This is a genomic window from Enterobacter sp. 186315, from assembly GCF_053290175.1.
On sequence record NZ_JBPTTK010000002.1, the window covers coordinates 161515 to 173704 of the forward strand.

9 protein-coding genes are annotated in these 12190 nt (G+C 63.6%); 5 read left to right on the forward strand and 4 right to left on the reverse strand.

All coding sequences use genetic code 11. The annotated features are described in order from the left end of the window. Genes ACSVHP_RS03135 through ACSVHP_RS03150 form a run of 4 tightly spaced genes read right to left on the reverse strand, consistent with a single transcriptional unit; the run spans position 1 to position 4747 of the window. A complete protein-coding gene (locus ACSVHP_RS03135; protein ID WP_447550955.1) occupies positions 1–822 on the reverse strand; it encodes an alpha/beta fold hydrolase in 822 nt (273 codons plus the stop codon). 30 nt (positions 823–852) lie between these two features. Further along, the gene (locus tag ACSVHP_RS03140) at positions 853–2472 is read right to left on the reverse strand and encodes an MFS transporter (protein WP_447550956.1); all 1620 of its coding nucleotides are present in this window, start codon (positions 2470–2472) and stop codon (positions 853–855) included. Continuing rightward, positions 2469–2876 carry a DoxX family protein gene (locus ACSVHP_RS03145; RefSeq protein WP_417316468.1) on the reverse strand — a complete coding sequence of 136 codons (408 nt, stop codon included), beginning with the start codon at positions 2874–2876 and terminating at the stop codon, positions 2469–2471. Before ACSVHP_RS03145 ends, ACSVHP_RS03140 begins: the two co-directional genes overlap by 4 nt. Beyond that, positions 2876–4747 (reverse strand): amidohydrolase, encoded by a 1872-nt coding sequence (locus ACSVHP_RS03150; RefSeq protein ID WP_447550957.1) that lies wholly within the window; start codon positions 4745–4747, stop codon positions 2876–2878. Before ACSVHP_RS03150 ends, ACSVHP_RS03145 begins: the two co-directional genes overlap by 1 nt. Positions 4748–4983: 236 nt before the next feature. Between ACSVHP_RS03150 and ACSVHP_RS03155 the strand changes: the two genes are divergently transcribed. The 5 genes from ACSVHP_RS03155 to ACSVHP_RS03175 all read left to right on the forward strand — a co-directional run bounded on the left by ACSVHP_RS03155 (position 4984) and on the right by ACSVHP_RS03175 (position 12190). Then, complete coding sequence (locus ACSVHP_RS03155; protein WP_417312752.1) at positions 4984–5670, forward strand: hydrolase; 687 nt, start codon at positions 4984–4986, stop codon at positions 5668–5670. 61 nt (positions 5671–5731) lie between these two features. Next, complete coding sequence (locus ACSVHP_RS03160; RefSeq protein WP_447550959.1) at positions 5732–5947, forward strand: DUF1427 family protein; 216 nt, start codon at positions 5732–5734, stop codon at positions 5945–5947. Then, positions 5944–6204 carry a XapX domain-containing protein gene (locus tag ACSVHP_RS03165; protein WP_417312756.1) on the forward strand — a complete coding sequence of 87 codons (261 nt, stop codon included), beginning with the start codon at positions 5944–5946 and terminating at the stop codon, positions 6202–6204. The genes ACSVHP_RS03160 and ACSVHP_RS03165 overlap by 4 nt, the downstream gene beginning before the upstream one ends. 19 nt (positions 6205–6223) lie before the next feature. Then, positions 6224–6604, forward strand: coding sequence for a response regulator transcription factor (locus ACSVHP_RS03170; RefSeq protein ID WP_417312757.1), 381 nt, complete (start codon positions 6224–6226; stop codon positions 6602–6604). A gap of 9 nt (positions 6605–6613) precedes the next feature. Further along, positions 6614–12190 carry a trifunctional serine/threonine-protein kinase/ATP-binding protein/sensor histidine kinase gene (locus ACSVHP_RS03175; protein WP_447550960.1) on the forward strand — a complete coding sequence of 1859 codons (5577 nt, stop codon included), beginning with the start codon at positions 6614–6616 and terminating at the stop codon, positions 12188–12190.

Below are 12190 nucleotides of genomic sequence, written 5' to 3' on the forward strand. Positions count from 1 at the left end.
TTACAGCGACTGCACAAAGGTCAGCAGATCTTCGTTAAGCTGATCCTGATGGGTGAGCGCAAAGCCGTGCGGCGCGTTGTCGTACACCTTCAGCGTCGCGTTCTCGATCATCTCCGCCGCCACTTTCCCGGTGGTTTCAAACGGCACGATCTGGTCGTTGCTGCCGTGGATCACCAGCGTCGGCACGTCGATTTTCGCCATATCCGGGCGGAAGTCGGTTTCAGCGAAGGCGGTTACGCAGTCGATGGTGCCTTTCAGCGAGGCCAGCAGTGCGATGTTCAGCGTCTGGGTCAGCGCGCCTGCGGACACGGTCTGCCCGGCGTTGGTGCCGTAGAACGGGGTGGCGAAATCGCTGATGAACTGGGCGCGATCTTTACGCAGCCCGTCGCGAATGCCGTCGAACACGCTCTGATCCACGCCCTGCGGATAGCTGTCGGATTGACCGAAAATCGGCGTCACCGCCCCCAGCAGCGCCAGCCCGGCCACGCGCGCGCTGCCGTAGTTGTTGATGTAGCGGGTCACGTCGCCGCCGCCCATGGAGAAGCCCACCAGCGTCACGTCCTGTAAATCGAGCGTGGTGATGAGGTCGTTAATGTCTGACGCAAAGGTGTCGTAGTCGTAACCGTTCCACGGCTGATCGGAACGGCCAAAGCCGCGACGGTCAAAGGCGATGGCGCGGAAGCCGCGCTCGGCCAGATAGTTCAGCTGGCTGTCCCACATATCGCCGTCCAGCGGCCAGCCGTGGCTGAAGAGAACCGGTTTACCCGCGCCGCAGTCTTTGTAGTAAATCTGCGTGCCGTCTTTTGCCTTAAACGTTGCCATAGTGTGTACCCCTACAGGTGATTGTTATGGTTATACCGGCGCGACCAGATAGCGAATTGCCGGTGAGGTTGTGCCCTGATGAAAAGCCAGAACGCGGCTTTGCAGCAGGAGGTCGTTCATGGTGTGGCGCTCCTGCTGGCGCAGATGCTCAATCCAGGAGCCCATCAGGAAGGTCTCGATAAACAGACCCGGACGTTCGATATCTTCATATACCGCCCAGCTCATCGCCCCGGCGCGGCGGCGCACCCGGCGCAGCTCGTGTACCGCCTGCAAAAACGCCGTCGCGTTCTGCGGATCGATAATGTACTCGTGGGACACCAGCACCGGGCCGCGCTCGTTCGGCAGGTCGATCTCCACGCCGTCCAGCGGCTGACCGCTCAGATCGAGGTTCAGATCCGGATCTTTCTCCAGCTTCCAGCGCAGCACCGTGGCGCTTGCCAGCACCATCCCGAGCGTGGCGATCAGCAGCGAGGTCGGCGTGCCGAACTGCGAGGCAAGCTGGCCCCAGACGGCGCTGCCCGCGGTCATCGACCCGAAGAACACCGTCAGATAGACCGCCAGCGCGCGGGCCTTCACCCAGCGCGCCGCGCTGCGCTGCGCGCCGAGGTTCAGGGTGGAGAGCACCGCGATCCACGCGAAGCCGGTAAAGAACTCAAACAGGTTCAGCAGCCAGAAGTGGCGCACGAACGCCAGCGCCAGCATGGTGACGGCAAAGGTCAGGCTCGCGGCCACCATCAGCCGATCGGCGTTTAGCCGCTGGCGCAGGCGCGGCAGCAGGATCGCCCCGGCAATCGCCCCCAGGCCAATGCACGCCAGCATCACCCCGTATCCCGCCGGGCCTAAGCCCAGCTCGCGGCGCGCCACCAGCGGCAGTAGCGCCCAGCCCGCGCTGCCGAAGACGAAAAAGGCCACCGTGCGCACCAGCACGTTGCGCAGCACCGGGGCGGCGTGGACGTAGCGAATGCCGGAACGTACCGCCGAGAAAAAGTGCTCCGGCGGCAGGCGCTGCACCGACGGAGCCGGACGCCAGCGCCACAGCACGTACGCCACGCCCATCACCGACAGCGCGTTCAGCGCAAACACCATCCACGGCCCGGCGAGCGACAGCAGAAAACCGCCCAGCGCCGGGCCAATCGCCCGGCTGATGTTCACCCCGAGCGAGTTAAGCGCCACGGCGGCGCCCAGCTCCGGCTTGCTCACCAGATCCGGGACAATCGCCTGAAACGGCGGCGAACTCATGGCGGCACCCACGCTCAGCAGGAAGGTCGCCACCAGCAGCACGCCCGGCGTGACCTGCCCGGTAAACGAGAGCAGCGTCAGCCCGGCGGCGGCGATAAAGACCCACAGCTGGGAGAACAGCAGATACTTGCGGCGGTCGACAATGTCCGCCATCACCCCGGAGGGCAGGGCGAAGAGGAACATCGGCAGGCTGCTCGCCGCCTGCACCAGCGCGATATCCAGCGGATCGGCGCTCAGGGTCAGCATGCTCCAGTTGATACCCACGTCGCTCATCCACGAGCCGACGTTCGACACCACCGTGGCTATCCACAGCATCCGAAACACCGGCTGGCTTAGCGGCTGCCAGGACGACACCGTCTGCGGGTGGGGCGGCTCAACCTGTGCGTCGCGAACGTCGTTGACCTGGGTCATGCGAACCTCTCCGCTGATTTACGCTGCCATCGCCACTGCCCCGGCCCGGTCAGGGCGAGGGTGGTGAAGATAATCAGCAGCAGCCAGCCGAACTGCCCTTCGGCAATCGACCAGCCCGGATGCACCGCCAGCATCGCCACCAGCAGCACGGCGATAATCGGCAGGCACGCCAGACGCGTGTAAACCCCGGCGATAATCAGCAGCGGGCAAACTACCTCAGCGATAATCGCCGGGATCAGGCTGGCGTACGGCCCGAAGCCAAACGGATCTTCGATGCGCGTCAGCTCGTCGCTAAAGTGCAGCACCTTCGGCAGCCCGTGAACGTACAGGAGGAGCAGGCTGCCGGTCAGGCGCAGGAAAAACAGCCCCAGGTCGATCCGGGGCGAAGCAATGGCGTTTTTCATCAGAATGCAAAGCAGCTGCAACCCAGCGCCCCCCAGAAAGCGTTATCGTCGGATACCGGCATGTCAGACGTGCGGGCAAAATCGTGCTGGTGGCGGTGAACCCCGCACGGGCCGCTACAGTGGTGGACCGCGTTCATCCCCACGCGTGCGGCCTGCGGCGGTGCGCTGCGGTAGTGGCCCGGCACCTTAACGACCGGGGACCAGTCTGGTAGCACCGGAATGGCCGGCGGAGCGAGGGGGCCGAAGGCGCCTGCGGCGTAGACGATATCGCCGTTCACCACCGTGAGGACCGACTCGATGCCCTTGATCTCCTCTTCCGGCACGCGGAAGTAGTCTTTGCTCAGGACGGCCAGATCGGCGAGCTGGCCCACTTTGATCTGCCCTTTTTGATTTTGCTCGCTGGAGAACCACGCGCTGCCCTGGGTCCAGAGCATCAGGGCAGTGTCGCGATCCAGGCGGGCGCTGTGGTCGTACATCTGCATCCCGCCGACGGTGCGTCCGGAGACCAGCCAGTAGAGCGCGGTCCACGGGTTGTAGCTCGCCACGCGGGTCGCGTCCGTGCCTAAGCCTACCGGGACGCCGGTTTCCAGCATTTTCGCCACCGGCGGCGTGTGTCGGGTGGCGTCGATGCCGTAGCGCTCGGCGAAGTATTCCCCCTGGAAGGCCATACGGTGCTGCACGGCGATGCCGCCGCCCAGCTCCTTGATGCGGTCGATGTTGGCCTGGGTGACGGTTTCAGCGTGGTCGAAGAACCAGTGCAGGCCGTTGAACGGAATGTCGCGGTTCACCTTCTCGAACACGTCCAGCATCCGGCTGATGGACTCGTTATAGGTGGCGTGCAGGCGGAACGGCCAGCGGTGCTCCACCAGATGGCGCACCACGCGCTCCAGCTCGTCTTCCATGCCCGGCGCGAGGTCCGGGCGCGGTTCGAGGAAGTCTTCAAAATCGGCGGCGGAGAAGACCAGCATCTCGCCCGCGCCGTTGTGGCGGAAGAAGTCGCTGCCCTGGCCCGGCGTGAGCATGTCGGTCCATTTTTCAAAGTCTTCCAGCTCGTGGCCCGGACGCTGGGTAAACAGGTTATAGGCGATGCGGATGGTCATCTGCTTTTTCTCGTGCAGCTCGGCAATCACCTCGTAATCTTCCGGGTAGTTCTGGAAGCCGCCGCCCGCGTCGATGGCGCTGGTCAGCCCCAGGCGGTTCAGCTCGCGCATGAACTGGCGGGTAGAGTTGACCTGCTGCTCCAGCGGCAGCTTCGGCCCTTTCGCCAGCGTGGCGTAGAGGATCATGGCGTTCGGACGGGCAATCAGCATCCCGGTCGGGTTGCCGTTGGCGTCGCGCTGGATCTCCCCGCCCGGCGGGTTTGGCGTGTCTTTGGTGTAGCCGACCACCTTCAGCGCGGCGCGGTTGAGCAGGGCGCGGTCGTACAGGTGCAGGATAAATACCGGGGTGTCCGGCGCGGCGTCGTTAATTTCGTCAAGCGTTGGCATCCGGCGCTCGGCAAACTGGAACTCGCTCCAGCCGCCCACCACGCGCACCCACTGGGGCGACGGCGTGCGCAGGGCCTGCTCTTTTAGCATCCGCAGGGCGTCGGCCAGCGACGGCACCCCTTCCCAGCGCAGTTCGAGGTTGTAGTTCAGCCCGCCGCGGATCAGGTGCAGGTGCGAATCGTTCAGGCCGGGGATGGCGGTGTGGCCTTTTAAATCCACCACTTTAGTGCCGTCGCAGTGGTGTTGCATCACCTCGGCGACGGTACCGACTTCCAGGAATTTCCCGTCGCGCACGGCGACGGCTTCAGCGACAGGGTTCTCGCGATCGACGGTGTGAAACTGGCCGTTAACCAGAATAAGATCGGCTTTTCCGAGGGTAACCATAACTGCTCCAGACTCAGGGGGAATGGTCAGGATTATGGGAACCGGTTTCAGCAAAGATCCAGTTATACAATAGGATAGGTATACCAAAGTATAGTTATACCCGCGTATAGCTATACCGAAGGTTAACTATACGAAGAGATAATTACGTCCGCGTCAGGTGAGACATAGGATGAGGTCGACTTTATCGCCGTGCGACTCGCGACGATTTTCTTTCTTCAACCTCACTGGATAAACCTATGACCACTTCAAAGCTCGAAGTCTTAACCCCTGCCAACTGTCAGATTATTTTCATCGACCACCAGCCGCAGATGGCGTTTGGCGTGCAGTCAATTGACCGCCAGGTGCTGAAAAACAACACCGTGGCGCTGGCGAAAGCGGCAAAGGTGTTCAACATCCCGACCATCATCACCACCGTTGAGACCGAAAGCTTCTCCGGCAACACCTATCCGGAGCTGCTGGACGTGTTCCCGGGTCAGGATATCCTCGAGCGCACCTCCATGAACTCATGGGATGACCAGAAGGTGCGTGACGCGCTGAAAGCCAACGGCAAGAAGAAGGTGGTCGTGGCGGGGCTGTGGACCGAAGTGTGCAACAACAGCTTTGCCCTGTGCGCGATGCTGGAAGGCGATTACGAAATTTACATGGTGGCGGACGCGTCCGGCGGCACCTCCAAAGAAGCCCACGACTTCGCGATGCAGCGCATGATCCAGGCGGGCGTGATCCCGGTGACCTGGCAGCAGGTGATGCTGGAGTGGCAGCGTGACTGGGCGCGCAAAGAGACCTACACCGCGGTGATGGATATCGTGCGTGAGCACTCCGGCGCCTACGGCATGGGCGTGGATTACGCCTACACCATGGTTCACAAGGCCGCTTCTCGCCAGAAGAGTGAGCACCGCACCTTAGCGCCGGTTCCGGCTCGCTAAGTCCCGGCGGCGGGCTGGCCCCTCATCCGGCTCGCCACTGACTCTTTCTCTGGAGTTCACAATGAGTACAGGGTTGATATCCCTCGCGGCAGGCGTGCTGATTGGCCTGCTGTACGCCGTGCTGAAGGTGCGCTCCCCCGCGCCGCCCGCGCTGGCGTTAGTTGGCCTGCTCGGTATGCTGGCGGGGGAACAGGCGATGCGCCATCTGCTGTCCCGCGATACCCCCGCCCAGGTCACGGTCTCTGAGGTTCACCACCCGACGGGAGCCTCATCATGAAGGCGTGGATAATTTCGCTGGTGTGCGGCGTGGCCGCCGGGGTAATTTACGCCCTGCTCGATGTCCATTCTCCGGCGCCGCCGGTCGTTGCGCTGCTTGGCCTGTTCGGCATGCTGGTGGGCGAACAGCTGATCCCGGTGGGGCGTCGTTTAGCCAGTCGCGAGCCGCTGACGCTGGCCTGGTTTCGCCATGAGTGCGTGCCGAAGATAAGCGGTACTGCGCCCCCCGCGCCCGCGAAGGAAAATCGCGACGCGTAATTTTTTGAGGAAAGACAGCATGACGCTGCCGTGGCGCATTGCCATCATTGATGACGAACGTTCTGTCCGCAGCGGGCTGTGTAACCTTCTCGAGTCGGAAGGGTATACGGCAGAGTCGTTTGATTCGGCGGAAGTGTTTCTGAGCCATCCGCTCGCGCTGACCGGCGCGGCGCTGGTCATTACCGATATCAAGCTGCGCGGCATGAGCGGGCTGGAGCTGTTCGAAAAGGTACAGCTCCTGGCCGCGCCGCCGCCGCCAATACTCTTTATCTCCGGTCATGCAGATGAAAATATGCAGCGGTACGCTCTCAGCCTGGGCGCCGCTGCATTTTTGCGTAAGCCTATTAACATCGATATTCTGCTGGATCACATCCAGCGGGAGCTGGCCCGCCGACAATAAGGATCGCGGATGAACGAAAACGAGCAGCCTGCCTTTTGGCCCGCCCAGGGACATCTCCACGAAGGGCGGGCTTTTGTTCTGAAAGAGGATGTCATTTTTACCGTGCTGGCGCAGGAGGGAGGCATCTCCTGGATGAACGCACGCCATCCCCATTCCGGCGGCTCTTTTATTATGGCGACCGCCGTCAGCGATGAAGAAGAAGAGCGGGCCACCCGGCTGCTGAAAAATGAGTTTGCCCTGCGCGACGCGTTGCAAGACGCCTGGGCGATTCGCCCCGTGGCCTCCACCCAGTACCGGGGGCGTTTTGCGCTGGTCTACGCGCCGTTTTCGTTCGATCTGCTGGCCTGCCGCGCGGGCAGGGCCATCTCCGGCATTGCCCGCTTTATCGAGCTGGCGATCCGCATCTGCGTCCCGCTGCGCCAGATGCATCTGCAAAACCTGATCCACGGCGATATCAAGCCCGGCAACATCTTCGTGCATCGCGATGCCACCTGTCGGCTGGGCAGCTTTGGCCTCTCTACGGGCACCGCCGGGGCGTTCTTCCACGCCAGGCTGACGGTCTCCGGCGGCACGCCCGCCTATATGTCCCCTGAGCACACCACCCGCACCCAGCGCCCCGTCGACAGCCGCAGCGACCTGTACAGCCTCGGCGTGGTGCTCTATGAGCTCCTGACCGGGCGGCTGCCGTTTGAGCTGGGCGCGGACGACCAGACCAGCTGGGCGCACTACCACATTGCTTCTGAGCCCCTGTCGCCCGGCGCGGTGCGCCCGGACGTGCCCGAGATGCTGTCGACGATCCTGCTTAAGCTGCTGGAGAAAAACCCGGACAACCGCTACCAGACGGTGGAGGGGCTGATTGCCGATCTCCGCCGCTGTCAGGCGACCCTGACCAGCGAAGGGGAGATCGTCACCTTTACGCCGGGCCAGCAGGACAGAAGCCCGGCGATTCATCTGGCGGAGTCGCTTTTCGCCGCCCATCCGCAGGCAAGCGAGGTGATGGCCGCGTTTGAGCGGGTGGCGCAGAACACGGTGGTGGAGCTGGTGACCATCGGCGGCCCTTCCGGGATCGGCAAATCCTCGATTATCGCCACCGCGCTGAAGGCGCTTTCCCGGCGCAGGGTACTGCTGGCGGTGGGCAAGGTCGATCAGTTTTCCCCCTCGCTGCCCTACGGCGTTTTAAGCTCGGCGTTTCGCAGCCTGACGCTGCACCTGCTCGGCCTGCCCGCCGAGCAGGTGGCGAAGTGGAAAATCCGCCTGTCCCGCGCCCTTGAGGGCTACGACGCGCTGGCGGTGAGCCTGGTCCCGGAGCTGAATTTACTGCTCGATACCCGACCGCGGGTGTCCGCCGATACCTTTTCCATCGACGCGCGGGCGCGCTTTAGCCATATGGTGCAGGTGCTGGTGAATACCTTCGCCACCCAGGGCGCGCCGCTGGTGCTGCTGCTGGATGATATCCAGTGGATTGACGCCGCCAGCCTGCACACGCTGAAGCATCTTCTGACCACCGCCGGGGCTATTCCCCTGCTGGTGGTGGTCGCGCACCGGGATCTGGCCTCGCTCGCCGATGCCGCCCAGCAGGCGCAGCTGGCGAGCCTGACGGACGCCGCGCAGACCGCCACCGCCCTGACCCCGCAGCCGCTCAGCGAAAAAGCGGTGGCGCGCTGGCTGGGGGAGATGTTTCACGTGCGCAGCGGCAGTACGGCCGATCTCGCCGCCCTGATCCACGAGAAAACCGGCGGCAATCCGCTGTTTGTACACGAGTTTTTCCGCCGTATCGTCGACGACGGGCTGGTGGTGCATAACAAGCATCAGGATCGCTGGCAGTACGATTTACAGGCCATCCGCGCCCGCCACTACACTGAAAACGTGGTGACGCTGGTGCTTAAACAGCTTGAGGAGATGCCCGAGGCGACGCGCCGTCTGCTGGGCAGCATCGCCTGCCTCGGCTGTTCGGGGGAGCTGGAGATGATGTGCCGCGTGGTGGGGATGTCGCTCGCGGAGATCCGCTACGCCCTGCACCCGGCGACGATCGCCCAGCTGATCGTGCTGACGGACAAAGAGTACGCCTTCACCCACGACCGGGTGCAGGAGGCGGCCTTTGCCCTGCTCGACCCGCAGGAGAAAAGCCACCTGCACCTGACCACCGCCAGCCTGCTCGCCGACGCCGCGCGTCAGGCTGCGGGCAACGAGCTGCTGTTCCGCGCGGTGCATCACGTTACCGCCGCGCTGGACTGTATTCAGCCCGCGCCCCAGCGCCAGATGTTCCGCGAGCTGAGCCTGCTGGCCGCGCGGCGGGCGAAGCGCACCGGGGATTATCTTTCGGCGCTGAGCTATATCCGCACCGCCAGAGCGCTGGGCAACAGCGGCGCGATCTCCGATTTTATGCTCGATATCGAGGAGGCGGGCTGCGAGTTCGCGCTCGGGCATCTGGAGCGAACCCGCGAGCTGTGCGATACGATCCTCGGCTCGCCGGGCGGGCTGACGGAAAAAGCGCTGGCCGCCAACCTGCTGGCAGAGGTCTACATGCGCCAGTCGGATATTCGCCTCGCGCTGGAGGCCGCGCTCTGCTGGCTGGGGATTTTCGGCATTCAGGTGAGCCGCCACCCGCAGGACGCCGAGTGCGACGAGGCCTGGCAGCAGTTCTGCAACCGGGTGGGCGATGCGCCGCAAAACCCCTTTGCCCGACTGTCGCTAATGGAGAACGCCGAAACCGAAGCGGTAATGAACCTGCTCTACAGCGCCAGCATCTTCGCCAGCTTTACCTGCCCGCGCCTGCACTTTTTACTGCTGTGCCGCATGATGCACCTGACGCTGGATCGCGGCATTACCGGCGCCTCCACCACGGCGATGGCCTGGTTCGGCGTGCTGATTGGCCACCGTTACGCGGAATATCGCCTCGGGTTTGAGTACGGCACGCTGGCCCGCGCGCTGGTGAACCGCCACGGCTACGACGCCTTCGAGGCGAAAACCCTGCTGCCGCTCGACCAGCTCAGCGTCTGGACCCAGCCTTTATCGTTCACCATTGAATGCGCCAAAGCCTGCTTTACCGCCGCCGTAACCCACGGCGACATGACGATGGCCTGCTTCGCCGCCTGTCATCAGGTGATTAACTTCCTTTCGCGTGGCGATCATCTGGACGGGGTGCTGACCAGTATCGATCGCGGCCTGGCCTTCGTGCGTAAAACCCATTTTCAGGACGTGGAGGCCATCCTGATGGTGCAGCGCCACTACGTTGAATTCCTGCGCACGCCCGTGACGGGCACCTGGAGCGCGTCGCAGGTGCTGCCGGAGGCGCTGCTTCCGGCCTCGCCCGAGCAGGCTCCGCAGCAGACGTCCACGATGCTGTTCTGGTACTGGCTCTATCGCGGGATGGCGCATTTTACCTGCGGGGAGTATGCCGACGCGCAGGCCATGCTGGAGCAGGCGGGCTGGTACGCGTGGTCTGCGCCCGGCCATATTCACCTGCTGGATTACCATCTCTACAGCGCCCTGTCGCTCTCCAGGCAGCTGACGCCGGAAACCTTCTCGGCGGACTGTCGCCGCAGCATTCACGCCCACTACGACAACATCGCCCTGTGGGCGCGGATCAACCCCGGCACCTTCGCCGACAAAGAGGCGCTGATCTACGCCGAAATCGTGCGTCTGGACGGCATGAACAGCATCGCACTGGAGCAGTATGAAAAAGCGGTACGGCTGTCGCGGGAAGGGGGATTCAATCCGATTAACGCGCTGGCGCACGAGCTGGCGGGGCGCTTTTCGCTGGCCTGCGGCTACCCGACGGCCTCGGATGCCCACTTTCGCGGGGCAATTGCCGCCTGGGGCCGCGCGGGGGCGCAGGCCAAAGTGCGCCAGCTGGAGCAGGATTTCCCGCATCTGCTGGCGTCGGGGCAGACCAGCGGTTACGACACCGTTGCCTTTGCCCAGAACGAAGTGATCCGCGATTTACAGAGCGTGATCAAGGCGTCGCGCGCCCTCTCGGAAGAGATCAATCTGGAGCGGCTCATCGAGAACCTGATGACGCTGCTGCTGGAGCGCGCCGGGGCGCAGCGCGGGCTGCTGCTTCGCGTTAACGACAGCCATATCCCGGAGATCGAGGCCAGCGCCTGGACCAGCGCCGACGGTGTGCGGGTGCGGATCCTCAAAGACGCGCCGATGGCGACGGACATGCCGCTGTCGGTGCTCGCGGCGGTGATCCGCACCGGGCAGGAGATCCGCACCGGCAAGCCGGAGGAGTTTCATCCGTTTAGCCAGGATCCCTATCTGGTGACCTCGGGCGCGGCGGTGATGTGCGTGCCGATGTTCAAACAGGCGCGGCTGGTGGGGGTGCTGTATCTGGAAAACCGCCTGATGCCGGAGGTCTTTACCGCCGAGCACTCGCGGGTGGTGAGCCTGCTGGGGGCGCAGGCGGCGGTGTCGCTGGAAACGGCGCGCCTGTACGCCGAACTGCTGGCGGAGAACATTCAGCGTCGGCGCGTGGAGAAAGAGCTGCGCGCCAGCCAGACCTCGCTGATGCTCGGCGAGCAGATCAGCCACACCGGCAGCTGGCGCTGGGAGCTGGAGCAGGATCTGATGTTTATGTCAGAAGAGTACGCCCGGATCCTCGGCCTGCCGGAACAGCAGAAGATGATCTCAATGGCGGAGTTTTTGACCTTCGTCCACGAGGACGACTACGCCCGCATAAGCACGCTGGTGAACCAGAGCGTGCGGGAAGGGCTGTCGATGCGGGCGGAGTTTCGCATCAACCGTACCGACGGCTCCACGCGCTATATCCTCGGCATCGGCGATCCGGTGGGGGTGGGCAGCGAGGTGAACGAGTATTACGGCATCATCACCGACATCACCAGCCAGCGCGCGGCGGAAGATGCCATGCGGGTGGCGCAGGCAGATCTGGCGCGGGTGTCCCGGGCGACGACCGTCGGGCAGCTGACCTCCTCGATTGCCCACGAGATCAACCAGCCGCTGATGTCCATCGTGTCCAACGCCGGGGCCAGCCTGCGCTGGCTCAACCGGGAACCGGCCCGGCTGGATAAGGTGCGGGAAGGGCTGGAGGAGATCGCCGCCGAGGGCGAGCGGGCGGGAGAGATTATTCGCAGCATTCAGTCGCTGACCCGCAAGCAGGATCCGACCTTCACGCGCATCGATCTGCACTATCTGATCCACCACATCATCATGCTGTCGCGCAGCGAGCTGGAGCTGCGACACATTAGCGTTGATGACAGGTTGAGCGCCGCAAACAGCTTTATCACCGGCGACAGCGTGCAGATCCAGCAGGTGCTGCTCAACCTGGTGATGAACGCGGTGGAGGCGATGGCGGAAGTAACGTCGCGCCCCTGTACCATCACGCTTGCCACCAGCAACGTGGAGGAGAGTGTCGTGGTTGAGATAGCCGATACCGGCAGCGGCATAGAGCCGGAGCGGCTGGAGCAGATTTTCGATTCGTTCTACTCCACCAAAGCGCAGGGAATGGGAATGGGGCTGACCATCAGCGCCAGCATTATTGAGCGCCACCGTGGCAAGCTGACTGCCCGTCGCCGGGAGCCGCACGGCACCGTCTTTACCTTTGCGCTGCCGATTGCCGTGCGGTGA

Coding starts and splice junctions, on each gene's coding strand:
- ACSVHP_RS03135 (WP_447550955.1), bottom strand. CDS start 822: ATGGCAACGTTTAAGGCAAAAGACGGCACGCAGATTTACTACAAAGAC.
- ACSVHP_RS03140 (WP_447550956.1), bottom strand. CDS start 2,472: ATGACCCAGGTCAACGACGTTCGCGACGCACAGGTTGAGCCGCCCCAC.
- ACSVHP_RS03145 (WP_417316468.1), bottom strand. CDS start 2,876: ATGAAAAACGCCATTGCTTCGCCCCGGATCGACCTGGGGCTGTTTTTC.
- ACSVHP_RS03150 (WP_447550957.1), bottom strand. CDS start 4,747: ATGGTTACCCTCGGAAAAGCCGATCTTATTCTGGTTAACGGCCAGTTT.
- ACSVHP_RS03155 (WP_417312752.1), top strand. CDS start 4,984: ATGACCACTTCAAAGCTCGAAGTCTTAACCCCTGCCAACTGTCAGATT.
- ACSVHP_RS03160 (WP_447550959.1), top strand. CDS start 5,732: ATGAGTACAGGGTTGATATCCCTCGCGGCAGGCGTGCTGATTGGCCTG.
- ACSVHP_RS03165 (WP_417312756.1), top strand. CDS start 5,944: ATGAAGGCGTGGATAATTTCGCTGGTGTGCGGCGTGGCCGCCGGGGTA.
- ACSVHP_RS03170 (WP_417312757.1), top strand. CDS start 6,224: ATGACGCTGCCGTGGCGCATTGCCATCATTGATGACGAACGTTCTGTC.
- ACSVHP_RS03175 (WP_447550960.1), top strand. CDS start 6,614: ATGAACGAAAACGAGCAGCCTGCCTTTTGGCCCGCCCAGGGACATCTC.